The organism is Chitinophaga sp. Hz27 (assembly GCF_042263525.1).
Lineage (GTDB): Bacteria > Bacteroidota > Bacteroidia > Chitinophagales > Chitinophagaceae > Chitinophaga.
In genome coordinates this window covers 865076-891081 of the sequence record NZ_JBHKFJ010000001.1, presented here as the reverse complement: position 1 = coordinate 891081, position 26006 = coordinate 865076, and the positions used below count along the sequence as shown (strand labels likewise).

Below are 26006 nucleotides of genomic sequence, written 5' to 3'. Positions count from 1 at the left end.
TCTGCTGATTTGGTCATCAAATCTCAAAGCCATCACTCAAAACCATGCCTTTCTTCACAACAACAATACCATCTTTTACGGTATACTTCTCGAAATCGCCATCGGCGAGATGCTTACCTCCATTGATACGTACGCCATTACCGATACTGCAGTTTTTATCGATGATAGCATTGTTAATGATACAGTCTTCACCGATACCCATTGGCGGGTTACCAAGGTCTTTCGCTTTGGTCATATCATCCAGGGTCTGGTAATAATCGCTGCCCATAATGTAACTATTGGTAATCACGCTTCCTTTGCCGATTCGGGTACGTATCCCTATCACGCATCGTTCGAGACGACTTGCCAGAATAATACAACCATCGGCGATCATTGTTTTTTGAATATCCCCTGAAATTTTTGCCGGAGGCAACATTCTTGCTCTGGAATAGATGGTTTGTTTCTCATCATAGAGATTAAACTGTGGTATATCGTCTGTCAGGCCAATATTTGCTTCAAAGAAGGAAGGTATGTTTCCGATATCGGTCCAATAGCCTTCATATTGGTAACTGAAAACTTTAAAGCCAGCGCTGATCGCATGCGGGATTACCTGCTTACCGAAATCGGCGGCATCCGGCTGTTCATTGAGCATATCAAACAACACATTTCTGTTGAAGATATAAATACCCATACTGGCGAGATAAATGCGCCCCTCATTTTTCATCTCATCGCTTACTTCTGAGGCCCATGGCGGTAGTACTGCCTGAGATGGTTTTTCGGTAAATGATGAAATGGCGCCATTATCATCTGTTTTAAGAATACCAAAATCAGAGGCATCTTTTGCGCTTACTGGTATAGTAGCGATGGATATCTCTGCACCTGACTCCTTATGATATTGTAGCATCTTATCGAAGTCCATCTGGTAAAGCTGGTCTCCGGAAAGAATAAGGACATATTCAAATTCGAAATTTTCAATATGATGCAGACATTGCCTTACTGCATCTGCTGTACCCTGGTACCAGGTAGGATTGTCCGGGGTTTGCTCTGCGGCAAGAATATCTACAAAGCCTTTATCAAAATTGCTAAAGTGGTAGGTATTTTTGATGTGTTTATTGAGAGATGCTGAGTTGAACTGCGTCAATACGAAGATGCGATTCAGGCCGGCATTGAGGCAGTTGGAGATGGGGATATCTACCAAGCGGTATTTTCCGGCCAGTGGAACTGCAGGCTTGGAGCGACGGCGGGTGAGCGGGTATAATCGGGTCCCTGCTCCGCCTCCAAGTATAATGGAAATCACGGTATTAGTCATAATATAAAGTGGGATTATAAAGGTTATCTATCGCATGCTGCTATATAACTGGACGTACTGTGCTGCCGAGGCTGTCCAGGAGTGATCCAGGTGCATTCCTGTCAGCTGCACATCTCGCAGGTGACGTTTATCTTGATACAATTCCAATGCACGTTTTACAGAGTAACATACATCCCAGACGGAAGGCTGTATAAACCGTATCCCTACTCCTCCTGCATCTCCAAAATCAGTTACTGTATCTTTCAACCCACCAGTACTCCTTACTACAGGTACCGTGCCATATCGAAGGGCATATAGTTGGTTGAGGCCACATGGCTCTACCCTGGAAGGCATCAGAAGGAAATCACTGCCGGCATAAATCTGGTGCGACAAACTCTCATCATATCCAATGTGCAGGTTAAATCCATAACTGTTATAGTTTCTGGTTTCCTTCAGCATCCATTCGATTTGTGGGTCGCCACTGCCTAATACAAGGAAGTTGACTTCTCCCGGCAGCTCATGTAAGCTGCGGGCAATAATTTCGGGCAATAAATCCGCGCCCTTATCTCCTACAAGTCTACCTATAAAAGAAATCAACGGAACAGAGGCATCCAGTCCGAAACGTTCGCAGAGCTGCACTTTATTGGCTGCTTTTCCTTCGGACACGATTTCAGCGGTATAGTTGACGCTCAATCGCGGATCTGTGGCTGGGTCCCAAACTACCGTGTCAATACCATTGATGATACCGCATGTTTTGGCTCTTTCACTGCTGATCAGACTTTCCAATCCATTGGCTTCTACATACAGTTCTTCCATATAGCCAGGTGAAACGGTGGTTACCCGCCATGCACATTTAATCCCTGCGGCCAATGGATTGATGCAGCCACCCCAGTCGAGGAGCCCTGATTTCCAGAGGTCAAAGCCAGGAATGAGATAGAGTTTATCCCAACCAAACTGGCCCTGGTATTGGGCATTATGAATAGTGAGGACAGTTGGAATTTCTTTGAGGCGGTTATATTTGTATCCCCAGCTGAGCATGAATGGGATCAGGGAGGTATGGTGATCATGGCAATGAATCACATCTACTGTGTGGTTCCATTCGTTGATCCAGTCCAGTACGGCCACCTGGAAGGCCAGGAAACGTTCGGTATCATTAGGATAACCATAAACACCAGGCGTGTCCAATAATCCGGGAATATCTACGAGGTACAGGTCAAATTCAAGACTATTCTGTCTTTCTTTTAATACATTGAAATGATACCATTGATGACCTAGCCACATGCCGGCCTGATGTACCACATCAAATTCATGTGTGTCGTAAAACTTGTTCCTGTAAGCGGGCATAACTACCTTGGCTATATGCCCCAGCTGCTGCTGGTACTTGGGAAGGGCGCCTACCACATCCCCCAGTCCGCCTACCTTGGCTACCGGATAACATTCCGCGCTAACGTGTAAAATCTCCATGCTGTTTATTATATCTTCTTAAGTTAATATCAAAAAACTGAAATTCAAAATTTCGTTAACTTGCTTATAGTCATTGCCGCATGATTGTCATATTTAAAAACCATCGCGTATGAAAATAGGTGCAGTTTCGAGCAGCATGTTGGACGATATCGACTTCAAACTACCGGCAGAACCGCTGTACAACAAGCGTATACTGAAAGGCAAACGCCCCAGATCCCCTAAAGTCTTTACTGGCTGCGCCAAATGGGGGCGCAGAGAATGGATAGGCATCCTCTATCCAAAGGGAACCAAAGAAAATCAATATCTCCAGGAATATATCAAAAACTTTAACAGCATTGAGCTGAATGCCACCCACTATAAAATCTATGATGAAACTACCATTCGCAGATGGGGCGAAAAAGCTCGGGGCCAGGACTTCGTCTTTTGTCCCAAAGTGCCACAGGCCATCAGTCATTACAGTAGTTTGGTAAATGCTGGCGTACGCACCACCGACTTCCTGGATGGCATGCTCAATTTTGGCAAACACCTGGGACCAATATTCCTGCAACTCAGCGACAGGTTCAGTCCCAACAGACGTAGCCAGCTCTATGAGTATATTGCCGACCTACCGCGAGATCTGCAATTTTTCGTAGAAGTGCGCCATCCCCAGTGGTTTGAAGATGAGACAATCCGGATGGAATTATTTGACACCCTCGCCAAACATAAGGTTGGAGTTGTTATCACAGATACGCCGGGCCGCCGGGAATTAATGCACATGCACCTTACCGTACCGATTGCGTTTATACGCTTTAACGCCAATAATCTCCATCCTACAGACTTCACCAGAATTGACGATTGGATGCACCGGTTAAAATACTGGATAGATCATGGCCTGAAACAAGCCTATTTCTTCCTGCATATGCCAGATGAAAAATATACACCGGAACTGGGCGCATACCTTGCAGCGCAAGTAAAACAGGTGATTGGCATCGAAATAAAAAAACCTCAGTTTATAAAATCATGAGACTTTTTTTGACGATTCTATTACAGGAGATGAAAAAGACAACCTGATATATTAATTTCGCCCTTTCATAAACAGGTACTTAAATCATGCGCGACAAGCTAGAGCTATTGGCCCAGGAACTGGAAGGCACGCTATATTTAGATGACACCATGCGGACCCTTTATGCCACAGATGCTTCGGCATACCGCGAAATGCCCCTTGCAGTGGCGATTCCGGCCGATGTGGCAGATCTGAAAACACTGATCCGTTTTGCCCGTGAAAACAAAACTTCCCTGATACCTCGTACTGCAGGCACCTCGCTTGCCGGACAAGTAGTAGGAAACGGTATCGTGACAGATGTTTCCCGCACATTCACTAAAATTCTGGAACTCAATAAAGAAGAAGGATGGGTAAGAGTTCAACCAGGGGTGATCAGAGATGAACTGAATATGTTCCTCAAACCACATGGTCTCTACTTTGGTCCGGAAACGTCTACCGCCAACCGCGCCATGATCGGCGGGATGGTAGGTAATAACTCCTGCGGCTCCAATTCTGTTGTTTACGGTAGTACCCGCGAACACCTGCTGGAAGTAAAAGCCCTCCTCAGCGACGGCAATGAAACTACTTTTGGCACCATGGACATCGACAGCTTCCATCAAAAATGCGAGGCGCCCGATTCCCTGGAAACACGCATCTACCAACAGATTCGCAATATCCTCAGCAATCATAATAATCAGGAAGAAATCCGTAAGGAATTCCCTAAAAAAAGTATTCCACGTCGTAACACCGGTTATGCCGTAGATATGCTGCTGGAAACAGCTCCATTCACCGCTGGCTCCGAAGATTTCAACTTCTGTAAGCTGATCGCCGGCTCCGAAGGAACACTGGCCTTCCTCACAGAAATAAAACTTCATGTAAACCCACTCCCTCCCAAGGAAGTAGGTCTCCTCTGCATACACTTCAACAATATCGATGAGTCGCTACGTGCAAACGTACTCGTTATGGACTTCAAACCTAGCGCCAGTGAGCTAATCGATCATTATATCCTAGAGTGTACAAAAGATAATATCGAACAAAGCAAGAACCGTTTCTTTGTACAAGGCGATCCTGGAGCCATTCTGGTAGTTGAATTCTGCAGAGATACCCGTGAAGAAGTAACCGCTATCTGCGCACAAGTAGAAGCCAAACTACGCGCAGCTGGCCTGGGATATCATTTCCCATTACTCTTCGGCGACGATAGCAAAAAAATATGGGCCCTGCGTAAAGCCGGTCTGGGATTACTCAGCAACCTCCCTGGCGATGAGAAAGCAGTACCAGTAATCGAAGATACTGCCGTAGCAGTAGAAGACCTGCCAGCTTTTATCCGCGACTTCAACGATATCCTGAAGCAGTACAACCTTTACGCAGTACACTATGCACATGCAGGTAGCGGCGAAATACACTTACGCCCTATCATCAACTTGAAAACAGTAGAAGGTAATCATCTCTTCAGAAAAATCGCAGAGGAGATTGCCACACTGGTGAAAAAATATAATGGCTCTCTTTCCGGCGAGCATGGTGATGGCCGCCTCCGTGGCGAATTCATCAAGCAGATGGTAGGCGAAAGAAACTACGAAATACTGCGCCAGATAAAATATACCTGGGACCCGGAAAATATCTTCAATCCTAATAAGATTGTAGATACACCGTCTATGAACAGCATGCTGCGCTATGAACCAGGACAGGCAGCACCAAGCATTAATACTATTTTTCATTTCCCTGAGCAAACCATCCTGCAACACGCAGAGCAATGCAATGGCTCCGGCGACTGCCGTAAAACGGAGCTCAGTGGCGGCACTATGTGTCCAAGCTACATGGCTACCCGAAATGAAAAAGATACCACCCGCGCTCGCGCTAACATCTTACGTGAATTCCTCACACATTCCAACAAAGACAACCGCTTCGATCATAAGGAAATTTATGAAGTGCTTGACCTTTGCCTTGCTTGTAAGGGATGTAAGTCAGAATGCCCGTCTAACGTGGATATGGCGAAGTTGAAAATGGAATTCCTGCAACATTATTATGATGCCAATGGTGTTCCGCTTCGTGCAAACATGATCGGGAATTACTCCAAACTCTCTGCGCTGGCATCTACACTGCCATGGGCTTATAATGGATTAATTAAAAATCCGCTGACAGGGAATCTTATCCGCAAGTTTTCAGGCTTCGCTCAAAAACGCTCCCTGCCTGGCTTACATAAAATCACTCTTCGCAAATGGTACCACCGCAAATGGCGCCAGGAAACGAAGAAAGGTAGCCGTAAGGTGTATCTTTTCTGCGATGAGTTTACCAACTACAACGACACTCCTATCGGCATCAAAGCCGTGAAGCTGCTATCCAAGCTGGGTTACGAAGTAAAAATGATAGAACACCCTGAAAGTGCCAGAGCCTATATGTCTAAAGGGTTGCTGCGCAAAGCAAGGGAAATTGCAGAAGATAATGTGCGCATCTTCCAGAGTATAATAAACGAGAATACGCCGTTATTAGGGGTAGAACCTTCTGCCATCCTGAGTTTCCGCGATGAATATCCAGACCTGGTAAGAGACGGGCTTCGCAATGGTGCTAAGAAACTGGCCAAGCATGTATACATGGTAGATGAGTTCCTGGCTATGGAGGCCGACAAAGGTAATATTACCGCTGCCCAGTTCACCAGCAAGCCACAACATATCAAACTACACGGTCACTGCCAGCAGAAAGCACTGTCTTCAGCTTTACATTCCAAAAAGATGCTTAGTCTGCCACAGAACTACACCGTAGAAGTAATTCCTTCCGGCTGCTGCGGTATGGCAGGTTCCTTTGGTTATGAGAAGGAACACTATGACCTAAGTATGCAAATCGGTGAAATGGTATTGTTCCCAGCGGTTAGAAACGCTGCTGCGGGCACTATCATCGCGGCTCCTGGTACCAGCTGCCGCCACCAGGTGAAAGATGGTACAGGTGTAATAGCACAACACCCGATTGAAATATTATTCGACAGCCTGGCCTAAGGCCAGACTGTCAGATTTATGCCGGGACCACGCCTAAGCATGGGTTGGTCCCAGGTATATTTCGGTATGGAAATGAAATTTCACCATACCATTTTCGTTGTTTTTTTCGTAGATCTCTTCCAACTCCCGCATCATGGCATCATGCTCAGGCCCATGCAAAGGGGCATAAGAGGCAGACATCAACCTTCCTTTAATCCCTTTCAGATCAAACAGCTGTAAATGATTCAGTGATTTCAGCTTATAGCCCTGTGGCCCGAAGAAGCTGTTCATTTGCGCCTCTCCTATATTTTTGTGATTCACTTCCTTGTAATCAGTCCCATATTTTCTAAGCAGTACTTCATAGGCCTTTTCGAAGGGCGACTCCACCTGGCGTACATTCCAGATCAAAGCGATGTAACTACCGGGCTTGCCTATACGCTCAAATTCTATTTTTGAGGCAGCAGGATCAAACCAATGAAACGCTTGTCCGGCAATGATAAGATCTATGCTATTATCCGGCAGGGTGGTATGTTCTGCCGTTCCTGCAATTGCTTTAAAATTTTGGTATGGAGATAGTAAGTCCACCATCTTTTCCCGCATTTCAGCATTGGGTTCAACAGCATATACTTCATTACCGTTTTCGAGGAAAGGGCTGGCTGAAATGCCTGTGCCAGCGCCGATGTCCGCTACTATTGTTTCTGGATGCAATACACCGGCTTCCTTCAGGAAAGGCAATAACGTATCCGGGTAATGCGGACGGTATTTCACGTAGTTTTCTACGCGTGTACTAAAACGTTCGGTATTTTTCATGCAGGGAAGATACTTTATTCACCCAGACCTTTAGGTTTTTTCTCTTCATTGCCATGTGCTTCCAGTTCTGCCAGTTTTTTCTTACCATAGGAAATTTTGGTAATCAATACGTACAATACCGGCACACTGAATATTCCCAGCAAAGTAGCCGCCAGCATACCTCCTACTACCGTAAAACCAATGTTTACACGGGAGGCTGCACCTGCACCTTTTGCCAGGCACAATGGCACCACGCCCAAGATAAACGCGAAGGAGGTCATGAGAATAGGACGGAAACGAAGTTTCACCGCCTCTATGGTAGCTGCCAGCAATGGCATACCGCGGTCTACACGTTCTTTACAGAACTCTACGATCAGGATGGCGTTTTTGGCCGACAATCCGATCAACGTAATCAGACCAATCTGTGAGTACACGCTGTTAGCCTGTTTGGTAAGAAACAATGCCAGGATAGAACCGAACAATGCCACCGGAACAGCCAGAAGTACAGAGAAAGGTACCGACCAGCTTTCGTACAATGCTGTCAGCAACAGGAATACAAACAATATAGAGAGTGCGAAGATGAGCAGACTTTTATTACCAGCTTCAATTTCCTGCAGTGATACATTGGCCCACTCATAACCGAAGTTGGAAGGCAATACTTTAGCAGCCACGTCTTGTAATGCCTTGATCGCATCACCGGAGCTATAGCCTTGTTGTGCATCACCATCAATTTCAATGGCACGATAGAGGTTGAAGTGATTGATTACCGGCGCACCTCCACCTTTTTTGGAAGTTATGAGAGAACTCAATGGGATCATCTGCCCCACATTATTTCTTACATAATAAGTAGCCAGGTTGTCGATGCTGGTACGATACAATGAATCGGCCTGCAATACCACACGGAAGCTGCGGCTGAAGCGGGTGAAATCATTTACATATAAGCCCCCCAGGAATGTTTGCAGCGCACCGAATACATCACTGATGGATACACCCAGCTGCTTACATTTGTCGCGGTCCACATCCACATTGAACTGTGGCGTATTTGCGCTGAAGAAAGCGTAGGCACGAGCAATTTCCGGTCTTTGGTTGGCTGTCATCAGGAACTGTCCGAGTACCTGGTTAAACTGCGCCAGGTCAGGGTTGGACTTCTGTTCCATGATGAAAGAGAAACCACCCGTATTACCTAGTCCACGCAACGTAGGCGCCGGGATACAGATGATGGTGGCTCCCACAATACGAGAAGTCTGTGCGGTAATTCTTCCCAATACCTTTCCTATATCATCGCCATGTTTATAGCGTTCGTCCCAGGGTTTGAGACTCACGAAGAAGGTACCTGCATTCGGTTTGGTAGCATTGGCAACGAAGTTGATACCTGCAATACCGAAGAAGTGATTCACTGCGCTGTCTGACAACAGAATCTGATTGATCTGATCTACCACTGCTTTTGTTCTTTCTGTAGAAGCCGCATCCGGTAGTTCCAACGCAATAAACATCGCACCCATATCTTCCTGTGGTACAAACGTTGTTGGTGTCTTTTTAAAGAGATAAAAAGCAGTACCGAACAATACTGCCAGGATAATCAGAACCACCCATGTTTGGTGTATGGAATGTTTTACGCCATTTGCATATCTGTCTGTCACTCTGCCGAACCACTGGTTGAATTTGAAGAAGATCTTGTTCAGCCCATGTGATTCTTTATTGAGATGTGCAGGTTGCAGGAGTATGGCTGTTAGTGCAGGCGTTAGCGTTAGTGCCAGGAATGCGGACAACAGTACCGAGAAAGCAATGGTTAGTGCGAACTGCTGGTATAATCTTCCGCTCACACCTGGTATAAATGCTACTGGTACGAATACCGCTGCCAGGATCAGGGCGATAGCGATTACCGGCGCCTGTACCTCCGACATGGCCTTATAGGTGGCTTCCCGCGGCGACATCAGATCTGCATCGATGTGATGCTGTACCGCCTCCACCACCACAATGGCATCATCCACCACTATACCAATAGCGAGTACGAACCCGAATAGTGTGAGCGTATTGATAGAGAAGCCCAACAACTGGAAGAAGATGAATGTACCAATCAACGATATCGGGATAACCAATACCGGGATCAGTGTTGCGCGCCAGTTTTGGAGGAATATGAAAACCACCAGTACCACCAGTGCAAGCGCTTCCAGGAAGGTATGTATTACTTCGTCGATTGAGATTTTTACGAAAGACGTTGTTTCGAAGGGCACCAGCCAGTTGACGTCTTCAGGGAAAGACTTGGCCATTTCAGCCATTTTAGCCAGTACTCGATCATTTACATCCAGGGCGTTAGCGCCTGGTGAGAGGTACAGGGCGCAACCACTACCGGTTTTACCATCAGCTTTTGCCTCAATAGCATAAGTAAAGGAACCGAGGTTGATGCGCGCCACATCTCTCAAGCGGATAAGAGAACCATTCTGGCTGCGGCGAATTACGATGTTACCAAATTCTTCAGAGGTTGCCAGACGTCCTTTTACACTCACTGTATATTCAAAGGCTTGTTCTTTATGGATGGGAGGAGAACCTACTGCACCAGCGGCTACCTGTTGGTTCTGTTCTGCGATGGCGGCAGCCACATCTCCCGGCGTGAGGCCTACAGCAGCCATTTTATCAGGATTCAGCCATACGCGCATACTATAATCCTGCGAGAAAACATTCACATCACCAATACCCGAAATACGTGCGAGTTCTGGTTTCAGGTAGATGTTCATATAGTTATCGAGAAATTCGCGGCTATGTGTTCCTTTGGGAGAGTTCAGCGCGATTACCATCAACATATCGTTGGAACGTTTTTTAACGGTAACCCCTACACGACGTACTTCATCCGGCGTACTGGGAAGTGCCAGGCTTACGCGGTTTTGTACGTCCAATGTAGCGATGTCGGGATCGGTTCCGAGGTTGAAGGTAACGGTGATACTCATGGACCCGTCGTTGGCGCTAACGCTTTGAATATACATAGCACCGGGGGTACCATTCACCTGGTTTTCGATAGGTGTGGTTACGGTTTCTTCCACGGTAGTGGAGTTGGCGCCCACATAAGTGGCACGTACATCCGTTACCGGAGGAGCAATATCGGGCAACTGCGCAATGGGCAGATTGAACATACAGATCAAGCCTACAATCACCAGGATAATTGCAATCACGATCGTCGTATTCTTGCGCTCTATAAATGTTTTCGAAATCATGCTGTGAGAATAGTTTTGATGATTATTTGCCTGATGGTGCAGGGGCCTGACCGGCGCCTGCAGGCGGTGTTGCGCCGGCAATATTTACTGTATCTCCTGGTCTTACTTTTTGCAGACCTTCTACCACTATTCTGTCGCCAGCGTTGAGGCCACCATTCACGATAAGCATAGTATCAGTAACTGCGCCTGGGATAATGCCTTTCTGTTGAATGACATTGTCTTTGGTTAGCAGCATGACACTGGTCTCTGACAGGTTCTGAACAATTGCTTTTGCAGGAATGGCCAACTGATTAGCCGACGTGGCATACTGCATGAGTACTACGAGGCTCATACCGGAGGTAAGCAGTCCTTCCTTATTGGGAAACTGTAGTCTGACCTTCACGGTACCAGTGCTGGGATCTACAATATTGTTGATGGTAAGAATAGTTCCGGCGGAGCTATAACGTTCACCATTAGTAAATTGCAGGAAGAATTTGAAGTCGCCCGGACGGCTTTTCAGTCCGAGGAATTCCTGCATTCTGTATTGAGGTACGTCGAAGTCCACATACATGGGGTCTTCATTGACGATGGTATTGATCACGGTCTGGCCAGCGTTGACGATATCACCTACTTTAATTTGAACGATACCGATTTTACCACTTACCGGTGCTTTGATGGTAGAGTGGTTTACGTCGGTGCTGGCGCGCGCCACGGCAGCTCTGGCAGCTTCCAGGTTGGCCTGGGCAGTGAGCAGGGCAGTATGTGCCTGGTCGACTGTTTGTTTTGATATCGCGTCGTGTTGTAGGAGGTTATTATAGCGTTCGAAATCGCGTTGTTTCAGTGCGAGGTCGGCCTGGGCCTGTGATACGCTGGCGGCAGACTGATTAAGGGCGGCGGTGTACCTGCTTTTTTCAATCTGGTACAGCACCTGTCCTTTACCTACCCTGCTGCCATCAGGGGCTTTGATAGCATCAAGGAATCCGGTAACATCGGCCCTGATTTCGACAATGTTATTGGCAATGAGCGTAGCAGGGAACTTCTCCACCACCGTGTAGGATGCAGGTTGCACTGTATAAGGTACAACAGTGGCTCTCATTGGTCCCATCATCCCCTGTTGTTTCGATTTACCACCACCACAGGCGCTGAATATCGCCGCTGCTCCAACAAGGAATATGCTTGAATAATTTTTCAGATACATATGGAGAAGAAATTACATTTTATGAATTACTTGATTTTGCCCATGGCTTTATCCAATGCAGTTTTGCTGATAAGGATATTAAGCATGGCAGTGATATAGTCTGTGCGTGCCTTTGTGAGCTCATTTTCGGCGGAGAGCACATCAAGGCTGGTGCTTACACCCTGGTCAAACTTCAGTACGATCCTGTCGTATATGCCCTGCGTTAGGTCCATATTTTTCTTGGCAGTAACGTAGTTGTCCTTATTATTGAGGTAATCGGTATTTGCACTTTTTACCTGTATAGATATTTGTTGGTTGAGATAATCGAGATCATTTTTAGATTTCTGTACGGTGATCTCGTTCTCTTTTATCTGGTGATACCTTTCGAAGCCAGTGAAAATGGGCCAGGACAGGGTAATACCGAGTGCGGAGGCGCCATAGCCAACATGGTACAGATCTTTAAATTTCTTGGAGTACCAGTTCCATCCATAGTTTACGAAACCATTTAGGGATGGGAGGTATTGCATTTTTTTGCTTTTCAGCTGTAATTCATACAGGGCGATCTGTGTTTGTTGCATGCTGTATTCAATACGATCATCTACGTGGTAGTTGACCGTATCGGACAGAAAACGGGATGCGTCGAGATCACTGACGGATTCGGTGAGGGTAAGCTGATTTTCCTGCGGCATACCCATCTGGAACTTCAATAACTGTAAGGCATATACGAGCATTCGTATCTGGTTACCGACTTGTGTGACTGTATTATTGTATGATACCTGGATACGATCTACATCAATTCTTTCTGCAACACCCTGATCATAGCGGTTCCTGATATCCTGGAGGGTTTTGGTCAGCTGATCCAGGTTGGATTTGGTGAGCCGGATAGCTTCCTGGTTTGTCAACACTGCATAGTAAGCGTTGGTAACACCTACTATGATTTCAATATTCGTTTGGGTGAGTGTTTTCCGGGAGAGGTCTTTATAGACCCTGGAAGCTTTGAGTCCAAGGAAGTAATCGCTGTTGAAGATAGTCTGGTCAATTTCACCGGAAACCGATGAACTTAATTTAGTACCAAACTGAACAGGGATTTGGGTATTATAGTTACCATTGGCGATATCGGGGATGAAGGTTGTTGCCAGTTTCAGGTTATCTGTAAAAGCAGCAGAGATATTCCCATGTGGTAAAAGCTTGCTGGTAGCTTCTTTTACCTGTTCTTCCGAGAATTTTACATCCAGGTGTGCATTTACCACGTCGTGATGATGGGCAAGGCCATAGGAGATGCAATCATTTAGGTTGAAAGCATAGGGTCCTGTCCTGGAGGTGTCTACCTGTGCGTAAACCTGCGATCCGAATATCAATAAAAGAGATAACAGCAAAAGAGTGCCACGCATAAGAAATCATTGACGGTCTATGACGATTGTTAGGTAGATAACAATAAAATGTTGAAAATGTTGACGGTGATCATCCGGAAAATGGCAGAAATGCGGAAGGATGACAACGGGTACGGAGGAACGGTTTTTTTAGCTTTATTAGGATACTTTGTATATTGCTGTTGTCTATCAAAAATGATGTACTCCTATTATGTCAATGTCTGTTATTAAGGAACCCAAATCTGAACACCGGGAATTAGAGCTGGACCGGCTGATTCTATTTAGTGATGGAGTATTTGCCATTGCGATCACTTTATTGATCATTGAGATCAAACTTCCTGAGATCCCTGATACTGTGCCGGTAACGAATTATATGCCATATCTGAAACCTGTACTGCTTGAATTTCTGATCTTTATGGGCACATTTGCTTTTCTCGGCAATTTCTGGCGGAGACACCTGTTATTGTGTCGTTTTTTGCAGCACTATGATAGTGGACTGATTAACAGGAATTTGTTTTTCCTGTTTTTCATTGTCATTTTTCCGTTTACGGCGTCGGCGCTGACGCATGTGAAATCGCATTTTATTTTGCCTTTGTTCCTATATCTCTGTAACCTGGCGGGTGCGCTGGCAGCGCTTTTTTGGTTAGCTTACTATATGTTTCAGAAGAAGCCATCACTCGCTGTTCCAGGGCATTTCACAGAAAAAGAGATCATGTACCAGCGTTATAAATACAATTTCCTGACGATGGCTACTGGTTTCACGGTGATTACTATGGTATATTTTTTCTTTCCTGAAAATACCCATTATCAGTATATGAGTTACTGGAGTATTCCGGCATTGGCTTTGTTTAATCATTTCCGATTAAAGATCAAGAAAAGAAATACGCTGAGGGCAGTACATATCGGGGATAAAAACCTGTAGGCATCTCACTAAAAAATTGACTATCGACCAAAACATGCCTGAATTAGATAACAGAGAGGCGCAAATCCTCCATCGGGCCATCGCAGAGTGGCAGAAAACGGACATTATTTCGGCAGACCAGGCCGGCAAAATGAACGATAGTATCCGTATACGTACCAGCGATTGGCAAACCATAGCTTTATACATATTTATTGCGGCCATATCCTGCGCATTGATGGCGTTTGGATCGCTGGTGCTGGATGAAAAGTGGATTGAGATCATCCGCAAAAAATTTGCGCTCACCGATGGTGTTATCGCATTGCTATTTGGGATACTGACCATTTTCCTTTGTATACACGGCTGGCGTAAAAAGCGCCATGAATACGGTTTTTCCTTTAACAGGGAATTATTTTGGCTGCTGCCGGTACTTAGTACAGGCGTTACCGTAGTATACCTGGGCAAGTCTGTCAACTACCTGGATGGCAACTACGGTGCGTTCTGGCTGCTGGCTACCGCTATTTTCGGCGTGTTGGCGTTGACGTTACATTCGAGGTTGTTGTGGGTAGCAACGCTTCTATGTCTCATCCCTGCCTATGTGAAACTTACCTATTATATAACCAGCGACAATGAATATTTCCTTGGGATGAACCTCCCTTGCCGTATGGCGGTGCTGGGATTAGTGTTGATCATTGCAGCAGCGCTGATGAAAAATACAAAATTGTATAGTCCTATCAGAGATATTACGCACAGTGGTGGTTGGTTATTATTTATGATTTCAGGCTGGCTGATCTCTATTTTTGGTAATACTGGCACCTGGGACCAGTGGCAGCAATTGCGGCAGGTACATCTGCTGTCGTGGGTGGTGGTATATACGGTGCAGTGTGTTGTGGCCTTTCTCCTTGGGTTAAGACTGAAAGACACCATGATAAGGGATCTCGGGGTTATCTTCTTCTTATTAAATCTTTATACAAGATATTTCGAATACCTGTGGGACAAAACAAACAAGGGCTTATTCTTTGGGATATTGGCTTTGTCATTTTGGGGAATAGGAAGATTGATAGAAAAGCGGAGAACGATACCTGCGCAGAAAGAGAAGTAGCAGGTATGGCGGCTTACGACATAAAAAATTAAAGCCCGCAAGCGGGCTTTAATAACAAGACTCCCATCTTTTTATTTGGCAGTAGCAACTTTTTTAGCGACATCATACCTTCCGGTATCGATAACACTCCATTCATAATTGCCAATCATCCAGCTGCGTAAAACAGATACGTAGCGTAGCAATTCATAGTCTTCATCGGTGTGTTGTACTGGCAGCAATTTTTCCAATACAAGGAAGATGGCTAATTCTTCGTTGTGCATGCGAGTTGCTTCTGAGATAGCGTCCTGCAGGCTGAGTTGCTGTTCATGTTTAAGTACCAGCACGAGGTTATGTACATCGCCTTGCAGGGATTCTTTATTACAGGAGATGATATCATTTGACCAGCAAACAATATTGTTACATGCCAGGATCATACGCTGCAGGATGGCGTTGTAGAGCACATTTTCCCTCAGGTAGATTTTTTCGATGATGTCGATGGCTTCTACATCTGCGAAGAGGGCGCCGGTATATGGGCGCATGTGTACATAGTCTTTGAGTGAGGGCACTATGTTATTTTCCCTGTTGTCTGCTTCCCAGATGCAGGAGTTGAAGTAGTCTTCCATGCTGCGGATGAACCGGAGTCTCCATGCGGGTTGGCTGATGTTACGCATTCGGGCCCAGATGTCTGACAAAGAAGCTGGTAAAGGGCCAGCCTCTTCGAGGGAGAATACTTTGTTTTGGCGGAAGATGTCCATGAGTCCCGTCATGATGGTACGCAGGTAAGCAGCTTTTTTACCTGCGGCATTTTCATCACATTGATCATCGAGAAGAAAGAGCCATGTGTTGAAGTCGGCGATCAGACAGAGTTCATCGAATGCGGCATCGGGGAAGGCTCTAGCAGCGAGCCATGCGAATTGGGCGCGGTCAAATTTTGCCTGCGCCATTGGAGAAGAGATCAGTTGAAATTGTTTAACCCAGTTGGTGACATGGATTTGCGCGTCGACTGCGCGCGGATTTACTCTTGACGGAAACGGATACCGTAGCGCCGGAAGTTGGATAGCGTTCATGTGCCTGTGATTTTAAGTTAACATTTGAAGCTTGAAATGATGGTATAGCAATTTTCCCCTGCGGGCAGGCGGCCGCAGTGTATCTAATAAGCAAATAGCAGTTCAGCGCCATAAATGGCGGTAACGGTGATCGGTCAACAGTAGATAGAATAATAAAAAAACGGACAGGCCTGTGGCATTGATGACATAGGAAAACAGTAGTGATTACTACTGAAGCTTATCCGAATTAAACTATAAACAGATTATATCTTCACTTCTCCGGCTAATTTGAGGTGCTCCAATACCATTGGCAAAGCTTTGTGAAACCATACTGTAAAGCTATCCGGTTCTTTCTCCATCAAATTCAAGATAGTATCAGCAGTCAGATGCTGATAACTATTCACTTCCTCGGCATTAGGATGAACAGGGCCATTATAGGTACCTACTAACACGTGGTCAAATTCATGCTCAGTAAGACCGTTGTTAAAAATATTTTTATAGGTAAACGAGAATATTTCTTGTAAAGGACAGTCAAACCCCATTTCTTCCAATAAACGTCTGTGGGCAGCTTCCAGTGTAGTTTCGCCAGGTGCGGGATGACTACAACAAGTGTTTGTCCATAGGCCGCCTGAGTGATACTTGTCCAGGGCTCTTTGCTGAATGAGAATTTCTCCGGCATTATTTACAACAAAAACGGAAAAGGCTCTATGGAGTAACCCTTTTTGATGAGCTTCTAGTTTTTCCATTTTTCCGATTGCCTCGTCTGATTCGTTTACAAGTATTACTTCAGGTATTTTCATAGCGCAACAAAGTTATTTTAATTTAGGGTTTTGCCGTAAGTTTAAAATTTTTTTTGCTTCTGATATAATTTAGCAAGTTCACTGAAATGATGTATGGTTACTCGAATAAATATACGATATAAAACCTAAAATGAACAAATATTTATATAAGTGTAATTAAGTATGCCATTGGTATGACAAAGATTATACTACGATTATCCTACCTTTGATTTATGGCTGACGATTTAAGAATTTCCAAAGGAGAAAAAGCGGAGCAATATATTTCATTAATACCACAGATAAAGGGATTGATAGACGGAGAACCAGACCTGGTAGCGAATCTTGCAAACATTACAGGTGCATTGAAAGAGCAGTTCAATTGGTTTTGGGTTGGATTTTACCTGGTGAAAGAAGATCAGCTGGTACTGGGACCGTTTCAGGGGCCAGTAGCGTGTACACGTATCCGTAAAGGAAAAGGTGTGTGTGGCAGCAGTTGGGAAAAAGCGACCACATTAGTAGTTCCTGATGTAGAAGCATTTCCTGGGCATATTGCTTGCAGTAGTCTTTCTCGTTCCGAAATCGTTGTTCCGATTATTAGAAATGGAGTTGTAAAAGGTGTGCTGGATGTAGATAGCGAGCTGTTGGCACAATTTGATGAAACAGATCAGCAATACCTGGAAGAAATTGTGGCATTGATTTCGATATAAAGACAACCGGATTTAATATTAGTCTAGTCTTTATCAGAAAACCGCTTATGTTTTTATTCCGCAGACGGGAACCGGCAGCCAGTACGAAATCGTTGCTGGCATTCATGGGAACTGACCTACACTCACATTTGCTGCCCGCCGTAGATGATGGCGTACGTGATATTACAGGCAGCGTTTATTTTATTGAGCAACTGCAGCAGCTGGGTATTCACCAGGTGATTACTACACCGCATGCAATGCCTGACAGGTATCCCAATAATGCAGGGACCTTGAAAAATCCTTACCTGGACGTACTGTCAGCATTGAGGAAACGTGGCAACAGCATACCTTTTCATCATGCTGCAGAATACTACCTGGATGAAAATCTTCCGGAAACATTACAGCAACCCATGCTCACCCTCTTCAATAAAACAGTATTGGTAGAGATGTCGTTTATGTCTGCACCACCACAGATTTTTCAGTGGATCTTCGATCTGCAGACTGCCGGCTATCAACCGCTGTTGGCGCATCCTGAGCGTTATGCCTATTATCATAGCAAACCAGATGTATATGCGCGCTTTAAGGAAAGAGGATGTATGTTGCAGGTAAACCTTCTTTCACTGACCGGGTATTACGGCAAACATATTAAACAAGCCGCTGATTATCTGGTACAGAAAAACCTGGCAGATTATATTGGCACCGACCTGCATCACGAGAAACATTTACAGGCGATACAAGACATTGCCTCCAACAAAAAGCTAAGGTTGATGTTAGAGGCTTATCCATTCAAGAACGCTATGATACCGATGCTTAACGTATAAGTGTTACCGAACCGGTTTGTTTACGGGCCTGTTGGTGGCTGTCGGTATAGGTCAACACCCATGCGAACACCTCCAGCTGTGCCAGACGGCCACGAATAGTGCCATCCCAACCGGTTTCCGGGTCATGTGTTTCAAAAACCAGTTCTCCCCACCGACTATAAACCGCCAGTCGGAAATCCTTTACATCGTCATTTACTTTTGCTCGGAAAATATCGTTCATGCCATCGCCATTAGGAGAAAACGCATTTGGCATAAATACGGCACATTCGCGCATATAACGGATTATTTCCTGGGAGCCACCCGTTTCACATCCATTTATATCTTTAACTGTATACTGGTAATTACCGGCATCTAACTTCGTCCAAACGCTATCAGGCTGTAAGCCAGCAGACTGCAGGCTATAGCTATATGGCCTGGTACCTCCGCTGGTAGTAAGTTGAATCTTCCCATCCATCGTTTCGCTGCAGCTGACATCATGTTTTTTTACATTAATCACCTGGAGTACATCAGGCTCATATAATACAGCAGTGCTGCTCATCATGCAACCTGCAGCATCTTGCACAGCAAAGTTATAGCTGCCTGCTTTCAGGTTTGTGATGAGAGAATCCGGCTGAAAATGGCCATTCTGCCATTGAAATAGGTATGGTGGTACACCTGTGGTGGGTTTTAATGTAAAGGTACCATCCGTATAGCCGTGGCAGTGTGGTAACTCAGGTACTGCCTGTACTTTCAGCGTATAGTCGGTAATGTAAGCTGTAGCCCTGTTGGTAGCTCCGTTTGCGGCCGTCACAGTAACTGTATAACTCCCGATACCCAATTGCCCAATGTAGGCGGTTTTATTCGCGGAGGAATCCCATGCATAGGTATATGGTGGTGTGCTACCACTAACATTAACTTTTACTGCACCTGTTCTTTTACCTGCACAGGTAGGTTGCACATCCAGCGAGATTTGTGGGACTTCTGCTAATGTAGCAGAAATATTATCCAGTAATGCACCTGCATAGCCATTAGCCTTACAACCATTAGGCAGATAAGGCATCAGCACCAGGAAAGGATAATTCTTTTTCGGATTGATAGTAGCGGTATATCGCTGCCAGAAAGTGTGTGTGAACATTCCGGACTGCCAGAGCAGGTCGCCTGGATCTGTGTCGCTAAAACTGCCATAGATGGCGAGTGCGCCGGAACAAAGTAATAAGGTGTCATAGTGTACAGGGAATGCTAAATCAAAAGATAATTGATAACTCGTATTGGCTTTCATAGGAGCAGGCAAAACCTGCGAGATGCCTTCTGCCCATCTGTGACCATTGATAAAGCCTACGTATGTTTTACCATTGGAAGCAGAAAGACTAATGCCATAAAATCCCGGTTGGGTGTCTGGCGACAATGTCCGTAACCAGGGGAACGGCACGCTACCAGCTCTGGGAGGCCCTTCTATGGAAGGGTTTCCGATACTGATATCCTGTGCAAATATCGGATGGCAATATAACAAGGCTATGACCACTATCGTAGTCAGGGCTTTCATAAAATACATGGTTTAAAATATAGATTAACGATGCCATACTGCGGCTATACCACGGTTAGTGGAGGCACTACAGTATTGGTTTTAACTCTTGCAAATCTGGATACAACAGCACCAGCTCCTATGACTACACCTTTTTCGATATGCGCCCCGCCACCGATATAGGCATTGGGAGCTATATGCGCATAATCTTCTATGATGGCATCATGATCTACTACGGCGCCTGCGTTGATTATTACGTGTTTACCGAGTTTTACATTTGCCTGTACAACAGCCCGTGCTAATACAACTGTGCCCTCCCCTGTCGCTACATCTGCTGCTACGCTTGCATCCTGGTGTATCAAGGTGGCATACCCATGCGACACGGTATCCGCTAAACGCTGTCTGACAGTATTATTCCCAATCGCCAGCACCATCAAGGCATCCGGATATATATGATCTTGATAGGGCACAATGCTGACATCTTCCACCTCTCCCTGATCATCAAAATAACAACATACTTCTCTCTCCTGATCTTTTACCATGGCTGAAATTACGCGGGCATGGCCGCCGGCGCCATAGATAACTACTTCTTTTTTCATACAGCAATTGTTTTGGTCATTAATTTGGGTTTCATGCTTACGTAAATAGCCACCAGTGGTAAACAGCTTACAAATAAGGTGGTAATAAAATTCCAGTGCGTATTGATCAACATAATATTGATGGACAGCTGTAATATGCTGTAGCCGGTACTTACTACGAGGTGAGACACCCGTTGTTCATTAGCCAGCACCTGGTAAAAATGTAAGCGGTGCGCCTGGAAAATATTTTGTTTTAATAATAACCTATGTACAATGGTGAGTACCGTATCACAACCATAGACAGCCAGCAGCAACAGGTATTTCAGGTCATTGCTGTAAAGCACCAGGGAGAGAATCAAAGTAGCGACCCAACATCCGAGCGCAACACTGCCTACATCTCCGGCAAAACAACGGGCCTTTGTCCTGAAATTAAAAAACAGGAATACAAGACAACTCAGTATTGGTAAAATAATAAATGCATTATCTGTAAACGTATATACGTAAACGTTGACATACCAGATACTCAGCAGTACGATCAGGCTGTACAGTCCGGTTATTCCGTTGATACCATCCATGAAATTATACGCATTAATAACGCCGAGTATGAGTACACAGCTTAATGCAATCATCCACCAAGGCCAGGTTTCCAGGGCACCAAGGCCATAAAGGATCATGGCTACTGAAATGAGTTGTACCAGTAGGCGGACTCTATTGGAAAGACTACTGATATCATCTGCCAGGCTGATGGCGCTGATTAGAATTATTCCAGCTACGACATACAACGATACACTATGAAATAAAATTGCGTAGGCCACTGCTGCGAGCGGCACTACTATTCCACCACCACGAATAGTAATTTCGGTGTGAGAGCTACGCTGGTTAGGCTTATCGATGATATTAAACCGATCTGCGATTTTAAAATAAACCAGCAGCGCAATGAGCAGAAAAATTAAAGTAATAAGGTAATACATGTCAGGTTGATTGAAAACTTTGGATAGTGGCTACCAGTCCATCTCTGGCTGTCACGGGCAAATGATGCAGCGACAGGGCATTTTTAATTTTTTCGTTGGATACTTCGTATGATTCCGTGAGCTTCTGTAGTCTGTCGGAATTCAGTGGAAGGTGAAGATAATCTCCCAGTCTGGCTACCTTGCGAATAAGCGAAGGACTGATATTCCATTTTCGTATATTCTTTTTCGTTACCTCGGCCATTATATTCATCAGCTCGTTGGTAGATAGCGCTTCATCATCCGCGAGATGGTATATACCGGAAGGAATTTTACCAGCATTATCTACCATGGTGTTGATGATATAGCAGAGATTATTTACGGAAAGGAAGGAGCGTTTATTTTCGAATGCGTGTAATGGATAAGGAATACCACGTTGCACAAAATTATACAGCAGGTTAAGGTTCCCTTTATTTCCGGGGCCGTGAATCATGCACGGGCGCAGGATATAAAGGGATTTTCCGGCTGGCAATGTTTGTTGGAGCAAGTAGGCTTCGGCCATTTGTTTAGACTTACCATAAGCTGTTTGCGGCTTAGGATCTGTGTTCTCGGTAAGTACGCCGTCTACTTTATCAGCGGCAGCTTTTACGCTGCTGCAATAGATAAAGCAACGCGCATCACTTTGCAGGAATTTATCGAATAGTTCCTGTGTGAGATACGTATTTGCTTCGAAATAGGCAGCAGGCTGGCTTACTCCTTTCATATCATGGGCCTTACCTGCCAGATGCACTACGGTAGATACATCCGGCAGTCCGGCGCCCGAAACGTCTTGCCAGGTCATTACTTTCGGCAGGATATCATTCTCCTGCCGATGGCGGGTGAGCCCTGTAATATTCCAGTTATTTTTCGTGTATTCGATGAGGTTAGTACCCACAAACCCACGATATCCGCTCATCAGTACATTCATCACGATACTTGTGCTAAGGTTTTATAAATGTCGAGTGTTTTTTCCACCACTTTCTCCACGCCAAATTCTTTTTCCGCCAGTTCCCTGGACCGTTCTCCCATGGCTATTCTCATCTCCTCGGAAAGGATAAGTCTGCGCATAGCGGCGGCTAATGTTTCAGCATCTCTAGCAGGTACGAGGAAGCCATTATATTCATGGATCACACATTCTCTACAGCCGGGAACATCGGTGGTTACGATGGGGCGGCCAATAGCGGCGGCCTCTATCAAGGATTTGGGAAGCCCTTCGCGATAGGATGGCAATACCACGACATCGGCATTTTGCAATGCCTGACGTACATCTCTCTGATAGCCTATCCAACGGATATATTCACCATCGGAGATAGTTTCGAGTTCTTCGGCTGAGATAGCCGCGAGATTTTCATGATCGATATCGCCTGCCAGTATAAATTGTGCTTTGCCTTCCAGTTCAGGGCGGAGCATTTCCGCGGCAGCGATAAACTCCATCACCCCTTTGTCGCGCAGCATTCGCGCCGGCAGCAATACCTGAACGGTATCCTGTAAAAGCGATTTTACGTTAAATTCGAATTCCTGAAGGTCTACTCCGCTTCCTTTGATTAATGTTACATCTTTATCATCTACTATTTTCAGGGAGCGGAACATCCTGACATCATCTTCATTCTGAAAAATAAAATGTCGTTTTCCACCTCTGAATCCGAACTTCATCATGGTCAGTAAAATCCTTTGGGTGATACCACCTCTATTGTCGATGAAGTTGTATCCAAGTCCGCTGATGGCATTGACGATGCCATTCATTTTATTCAGGCGAGCGGCGATGCTGCCGTAGAGAGAAACTTTGATGGTGACATGGTGAAGCACATCTGGTTTATGATGTTTATAGAGTGCATACAGCCAACGGATACATTTCATTTCTTCCCGCACGTTCATCCCTGACCTTTTAAAAGGAAAGTTGATCATTTTCAGTCCGTGACGCCGAATGTCATCTGCTCTTCCTGTATCGGCAGTTACGATGGTAACATCGTAGCCTGCTTTTTTTGCGGCCAGTGCAATAGGCAGCCTGTGAGACAGGAAGAACCAGTCTACATTTACTACAATAAACAGCTTCATAAGATATGGTTAAAATTTTCCTGGTTTTTCGTTAATCTATATCTAGGTTCTTCTTATTAGCCTGCGCGCGTTTTATTTTATCAACTTCATTTACTCCGCCTTGTTTCATGATTGATACATTACGGAACTTTGAAGGTGGCGCAAAGTCATATGTTTTGCCACCTTTAAATGGCATACTATTATTTTTCCATACCGGGTCTATTACCTGGATATTTCCTGCCAATGGTTTATCTGCTGGTGTATAGTTTGCATCTGTACCACCCATCCAGAAACCGGTAGGACTCCCGTCATCCGTATGTTTGTTTATGGTGATGTTTACCTGTTTCTGTGCTGGACCTGGGAGTCGGGCCAAGCCTATTACCAATCCATACTTCCCGTTATTGTAAGTTACCGGTTGATCAATGTCGATATCATCTATCATATCATCCGGACTGTTAGGTTCAATATCGATACCGCACATTGGCAGTGTACCGGAGGTATTGCTTACAACAGGTTTGATCAGTTTCAGGCCTTTAACAGAACCGATGGTGATACCGTTTCTGCGGTTATCATCCATGGCAGCGTAATACACGTTGATATTGTTATTGGTATTATCCTTACCTGCCTGTCCGATATACAAGCCATCGCCCCAGCACTTTGAGACTTGCGGGTGATAGATGTTTACATCTGAACTACCTCTTACATCGATGCCCATGCCCCATTCGCCACCACTGCCTTTATGATTGTCTTTATCACCTACCAGTACTGGTGAGTAGATATTGACATGTTGTACATTAAGGAGTTTGAGCATGGCATATTTACCTTTATCAGTTCCCTGTAATATCAACTTTGAGTTGGGCTGAAAAATGAGTGTGCTATTACTTTTCAGTAATAGTCCTTTGTCATTGATCATGACTGGAAAGTCAGGCATTTTGACTATGTTATGGCCATTGATAGCATTTTGCAGTTGCTGGGTATAATCGGCGGAGCCATCTTTTACGTAACCGGAAGGCAATGATGACGTAGCATCAAATGCTGTGCCGGCACTCGTTGCCATTGCTTGTTTTGCAGAGGCGGCAGCGATGGAGGTTGTGTTATAAACAGCAGGCAATTGTTTATAACGAAAACCTTCCTGTGCAAAGCATCCCATCCAAAAGGCGATGGCGGCTGCAAATACTAAACATCGTTTGTACATAAACGTTAGTTTGAAAATTAACAGTAAATGATAACAGTTATATCAACAGATCATCAAGCAGTAACAGCCATTTTGTTTTCGTAAATATTCTCCCAGAAGTCTAAAATCCTTGCTTTAGCGAAATTATTTCTGACATAAACCGCATTTCTTTCGCCCAAACGCTGACGCATCAATGGGTTCATTTTCATCATCTGCATCATGGCGTTACTGAGCGCTACGGGGTCTCTTGGAGGAATGACAATACCGCCGTCGGCACCTTCCACAATACTCCTTATACCTCCAACATCCGTACCGGTTACAGGGAGGCCGGCAGACATTGCCTCCAGCAAGGCCATGGGCATTCCTTCACTGCGTGAGGAGATAACGTAGCCATCATAATCCGGCAGTACCTGTGCAATATTTTTCACCAATCCCATGAAGCGCACATGCCTGTTAAGGCCCGCCAGTTCTACCTGTGCCTTTAATTCATTTTTCAATTCTCCGTCTCCGGCGATATCAAGGGAAAAGGCTACTCCACTTGGTAGCAGTAGTTGCATGGCATCAAAGAGATTACGGTAATCCTTTACTTCTATGAGCCGGCCTATGGCAACCCATTTAAAAACGGGAGGGTCTACACGAACGCCAGTGTTTATAAAGCTATCTACGTCGATTGCGTTATAGATGACACCGGATTTTTCTTTCTGGATGCCGGATTTGGATTGCAGTGCGCGTAAGGCAGGCACGGACACAGCACTGTGGTAGTCTACCCATTTTGAGGTAAGTCTGTAACACAGATATGGGCTGATGGTGCGTGCATGTGAGTCGTAGTTGCTATGGGTGGTGTTAATAACTCTGATACCCGGGTGTCGCATTTTAATAAAGCGGCCGAGTAAATTAGCATGGAACAGGTGCGTATGCACGATGTCTGGTTTTACTTCTTTTATTATGGCATTGAGCTTTCGCAGGGCGCCAGGTATAGATTTCGCGCCTTTCACTGCCAGGTCAAAGTAATTAACTCTTTTATCCAGGCGGCTGATGAGGCCAAGATCAGTTTTGATGGTGAGCAGTGATATGTCATAGCCTCTGTCGGCCAGCGCGGGGATAATCCCCAGCAGCTGACTTTCTGCCCCACCAAATCCCAGGCTGGTAATCACAAATAAAATCTTACGGTTGTTCATCT

General features: G+C 45.2%; 21 protein-coding genes. 6 read left to right on the top strand and 15 right to left on the bottom strand.

What is annotated here, in order from left to right; genetic code table 11:
* Positions 1 to 16 precede the first annotated feature (16 nt).
* Both ACE38W_RS03605 and ACE38W_RS03600 read right to left on the bottom strand, forming a co-directional pair.
* A complete protein-coding gene (locus ACE38W_RS03605; RefSeq protein WP_375828867.1) occupies positions 17 to 1288 on the bottom strand; it encodes a glucose-1-phosphate adenylyltransferase in 1272 nt (423 codons plus the stop codon).
* Between the two features lie 27 nt (positions 1289 to 1315).
* Positions 1316 to 2731, bottom strand: a complete 1416-nt coding sequence (locus tag ACE38W_RS03600) for a glycogen synthase (RefSeq protein ID WP_375828866.1) — start codon at positions 2729 to 2731, stop codon at positions 1316 to 1318.
* A 109-nt stretch (positions 2732 to 2840) separates the two neighbouring features.
* Between ACE38W_RS03600 and ACE38W_RS03595 the strand changes: the two genes are divergently transcribed.
* Both ACE38W_RS03595 and ACE38W_RS03590 read left to right on the top strand, forming a co-directional pair.
* On the top strand, positions 2841 to 3734 hold the full coding sequence (locus tag ACE38W_RS03595; protein ID WP_375828865.1) for a DUF72 domain-containing protein: 894 nt from the start codon (positions 2841 to 2843) through the stop codon (positions 3732 to 3734).
* Positions 3735 to 3820: 86 nt separating this feature from the next.
* A complete protein-coding gene (locus tag ACE38W_RS03590; RefSeq protein ID WP_375828864.1) occupies positions 3821 to 6739 on the top strand; it encodes an FAD-binding and (Fe-S)-binding domain-containing protein in 2919 nt (972 codons plus the stop codon).
* 33 nt (positions 6740 to 6772) lie between these two features.
* On the opposite strand, the gene ACE38W_RS03585 is transcribed toward ACE38W_RS03590, so the two are convergent.
* The 4 genes from ACE38W_RS03585 to ACE38W_RS03570 are packed head-to-tail and all read right to left on the bottom strand — an operon-like array spanning position 6773 to position 13263.
* Complete coding sequence (locus ACE38W_RS03585; RefSeq protein ID WP_375828863.1) at positions 6773 to 7528, bottom strand: class I SAM-dependent methyltransferase; 756 nt, start codon at positions 7526 to 7528, stop codon at positions 6773 to 6775.
* Positions 7529 to 7542: 14 nt separating this feature from the next.
* Complete coding sequence (locus ACE38W_RS03580) at positions 7543 to 10716, bottom strand: efflux RND transporter permease subunit (protein WP_375828862.1); 3174 nt, start codon at positions 10714 to 10716, stop codon at positions 7543 to 7545.
* A gap of 22 nt (positions 10717 to 10738) precedes the next feature.
* The gene (locus ACE38W_RS03575; RefSeq protein ID WP_375828861.1) at positions 10739 to 11893 is read right to left on the bottom strand and encodes an efflux RND transporter periplasmic adaptor subunit; all 1155 of its coding nucleotides are present in this window, start codon (positions 11891 to 11893) and stop codon (positions 10739 to 10741) included.
* Between the two features lie 26 nt (positions 11894 to 11919).
* The gene (locus tag ACE38W_RS03570; protein WP_375828860.1) at positions 11920 to 13263 is read right to left on the bottom strand and encodes a TolC family protein; all 1344 of its coding nucleotides are present in this window, start codon (positions 13261 to 13263) and stop codon (positions 11920 to 11922) included.
* A gap of 196 nt (positions 13264 to 13459) precedes the next feature.
* On the opposite strand from ACE38W_RS03570, the gene ACE38W_RS03565 reads away from it, so the two are divergent.
* Both ACE38W_RS03565 and ACE38W_RS03560 read left to right on the top strand, forming a co-directional pair.
* Positions 13460 to 14164, top strand: a complete 705-nt coding sequence (locus ACE38W_RS03565) for a TMEM175 family protein (protein ID WP_375828859.1) — start codon at positions 13460 to 13462, stop codon at positions 14162 to 14164.
* A 34-nt stretch (positions 14165 to 14198) separates the two neighbouring features.
* Positions 14199 to 15242: a hypothetical protein gene (locus ACE38W_RS03560; protein WP_375828858.1), complete on the top strand. Its 1044-nt coding sequence runs from the start codon at positions 14199 to 14201 to the stop codon at positions 15240 to 15242.
* 71 nt (positions 15243 to 15313) lie between these two features.
* Here the strand turns inward: ACE38W_RS03560 and ACE38W_RS03555 are convergent, their stop codons facing one another.
* Positions 15314 to 16288 (bottom strand): hypothetical protein, encoded by a 975-nt coding sequence (locus ACE38W_RS03555; protein WP_375828857.1) that lies wholly within the window; start codon positions 16286 to 16288, stop codon positions 15314 to 15316.
* Between the two features lie 242 nt (positions 16289 to 16530).
* Entirely contained in the window at positions 16531 to 17067 is a 537-nt protein-coding gene (gene idi / locus ACE38W_RS03550; RefSeq protein ID WP_375828856.1) for an isopentenyl-diphosphate Delta-isomerase, read from the bottom strand.
* 212 nt (positions 17068 to 17279) lie between these two features.
* On the opposite strand from idi, the gene ACE38W_RS03545 reads away from it, so the two are divergent.
* Both ACE38W_RS03545 and ACE38W_RS03540 read left to right on the top strand, forming a co-directional pair.
* The gene (locus ACE38W_RS03545) at positions 17280 to 17753 is read left to right on the top strand and encodes a GAF domain-containing protein (protein WP_375828855.1); all 474 of its coding nucleotides are present in this window, start codon (positions 17280 to 17282) and stop codon (positions 17751 to 17753) included.
* A 47-nt stretch (positions 17754 to 17800) separates the two neighbouring features.
* Positions 17801 to 18553 carry a tyrosine-protein phosphatase gene (locus tag ACE38W_RS03540; protein ID WP_375828854.1) on the top strand — a complete coding sequence of 251 codons (753 nt, stop codon included), beginning with the start codon at positions 17801 to 17803 and terminating at the stop codon, positions 18551 to 18553.
* On the opposite strand, the gene ACE38W_RS03535 is transcribed toward ACE38W_RS03540, so the two are convergent.
* Genes ACE38W_RS03535 through ACE38W_RS03505 form a run of 7 tightly spaced genes read right to left on the bottom strand, consistent with a single transcriptional unit; the run spans position 18543 to position 26004 of the window.
* Entirely contained in the window at positions 18543 to 20075 is a 1533-nt protein-coding gene (locus tag ACE38W_RS03535) for a gliding motility-associated C-terminal domain-containing protein (RefSeq protein WP_375828853.1), read from the bottom strand. The two genes, ACE38W_RS03540 and ACE38W_RS03535, sit on opposite strands and share 11 nt — an antisense overlap.
* A 44-nt stretch (positions 20076 to 20119) precedes the next feature.
* Complete coding sequence (locus ACE38W_RS03530) at positions 20120 to 20653, bottom strand: hypothetical protein (protein ID WP_375828852.1); 534 nt, start codon at positions 20651 to 20653, stop codon at positions 20120 to 20122.
* On the bottom strand, positions 20650 to 21603 hold the full coding sequence (locus tag ACE38W_RS03525; protein WP_375828851.1) for a glycosyltransferase family 4 protein: 954 nt from the start codon (positions 21601 to 21603) through the stop codon (positions 20650 to 20652). Before ACE38W_RS03525 ends, ACE38W_RS03530 begins: the two co-directional genes overlap by 4 nt.
* A 1-nt stretch (position 21604) precedes the next feature.
* Positions 21605 to 22546, bottom strand: a complete 942-nt coding sequence (locus tag ACE38W_RS03520; protein WP_375828908.1) for an NAD-dependent epimerase/dehydratase family protein — start codon at positions 22544 to 22546, stop codon at positions 21605 to 21607.
* A complete protein-coding gene (locus ACE38W_RS03515; RefSeq protein ID WP_375828850.1) occupies positions 22546 to 23673 on the bottom strand; it encodes a glycosyltransferase family 4 protein in 1128 nt (375 codons plus the stop codon). The genes ACE38W_RS03520 and ACE38W_RS03515 overlap by 1 nt, the downstream gene beginning before the upstream one ends.
* Before the next feature lie 31 nt (positions 23674 to 23704).
* Positions 23705 to 24847 (bottom strand): hypothetical protein, encoded by a 1143-nt coding sequence (locus ACE38W_RS03510; protein WP_375828849.1) that lies wholly within the window; start codon positions 24845 to 24847, stop codon positions 23705 to 23707.
* A 53-nt stretch (positions 24848 to 24900) separates the two neighbouring features.
* On the bottom strand, positions 24901 to 26004 hold the full coding sequence (locus tag ACE38W_RS03505; protein WP_375828848.1) for a glycosyltransferase: 1104 nt from the start codon (positions 26002 to 26004) through the stop codon (positions 24901 to 24903).
* Between the last annotated feature and the right edge of the window lie 2 nt (positions 26005 to 26006).

Bases quoted from the DNA above. Each gene is read 5' to 3' on its own strand.
- ACE38W_RS03605 (WP_375828867.1), bottom strand. From the start codon at position 1,288: ATGACTAATACCGTGATTTCCATTATACTTGGAGGCGGAGCAGGGACC.
- ACE38W_RS03600 (WP_375828866.1), bottom strand. From the start codon at position 2,731: ATGGAGATTTTACACGTTAGCGCGGAATGTTATCCGGTAGCCAAGGTA.
- ACE38W_RS03595 (WP_375828865.1), top strand. From the start codon at position 2,841: ATGAAAATAGGTGCAGTTTCGAGCAGCATGTTGGACGATATCGACTTC.
- ACE38W_RS03590 (WP_375828864.1), top strand. From the start codon at position 3,821: ATGCGCGACAAGCTAGAGCTATTGGCCCAGGAACTGGAAGGCACGCTA.
- ACE38W_RS03585 (WP_375828863.1), bottom strand. From the start codon at position 7,528: ATGAAAAATACCGAACGTTTTAGTACACGCGTAGAAAACTACGTGAAA.
- ACE38W_RS03580 (WP_375828862.1), bottom strand. From the start codon at position 10,716: ATGATTTCGAAAACATTTATAGAGCGCAAGAATACGACGATCGTGATT.
- ACE38W_RS03575 (WP_375828861.1), bottom strand. From the start codon at position 11,893: ATGTATCTGAAAAATTATTCAAGCATATTCCTTGTTGGAGCAGCGGCG.
- ACE38W_RS03570 (WP_375828860.1), bottom strand. From the start codon at position 13,263: ATGCGTGGCACTCTTTTGCTGTTATCTCTTTTATTGATATTCGGATCG.
- ACE38W_RS03565 (WP_375828859.1), top strand. From the start codon at position 13,460: ATGTCTGTTATTAAGGAACCCAAATCTGAACACCGGGAATTAGAGCTG.
- ACE38W_RS03560 (WP_375828858.1), top strand. From the start codon at position 14,199: ATGCCTGAATTAGATAACAGAGAGGCGCAAATCCTCCATCGGGCCATC.
- ACE38W_RS03555 (WP_375828857.1), bottom strand. From the start codon at position 16,288: ATGAACGCTATCCAACTTCCGGCGCTACGGTATCCGTTTCCGTCAAGA.
- idi (WP_375828856.1), bottom strand. From the start codon at position 17,067: ATGAAAATACCTGAAGTAATACTTGTAAACGAATCAGACGAGGCAATC.
- ACE38W_RS03545 (WP_375828855.1), top strand. From the start codon at position 17,280: ATGGCTGACGATTTAAGAATTTCCAAAGGAGAAAAAGCGGAGCAATAT.
- ACE38W_RS03540 (WP_375828854.1), top strand. From the start codon at position 17,801: ATGTTTTTATTCCGCAGACGGGAACCGGCAGCCAGTACGAAATCGTTG.
- ACE38W_RS03535 (WP_375828853.1), bottom strand. From the start codon at position 20,075: ATGAAAGCCCTGACTACGATAGTGGTCATAGCCTTGTTATATTGCCAT.
- ACE38W_RS03530 (WP_375828852.1), bottom strand. From the start codon at position 20,653: ATGAAAAAAGAAGTAGTTATCTATGGCGCCGGCGGCCATGCCCGCGTA.
- ACE38W_RS03525 (WP_375828851.1), bottom strand. From the start codon at position 21,603: ATGTATTACCTTATTACTTTAATTTTTCTGCTCATTGCGCTGCTGGTT.
- ACE38W_RS03520 (WP_375828908.1), bottom strand. From the start codon at position 22,546: ATGAATGTACTGATGAGCGGATATCGTGGGTTTGTGGGTACTAACCTC.
- ACE38W_RS03515 (WP_375828850.1), bottom strand. From the start codon at position 23,673: ATGAAGCTGTTTATTGTAGTAAATGTAGACTGGTTCTTCCTGTCTCAC.
- ACE38W_RS03510 (WP_375828849.1), bottom strand. From the start codon at position 24,847: ATGTACAAACGATGTTTAGTATTTGCAGCCGCCATCGCCTTTTGGATG.
- ACE38W_RS03505 (WP_375828848.1), bottom strand. From the start codon at position 26,004: ATGAACAACCGTAAGATTTTATTTGTGATTACCAGCCTGGGATTTGGT.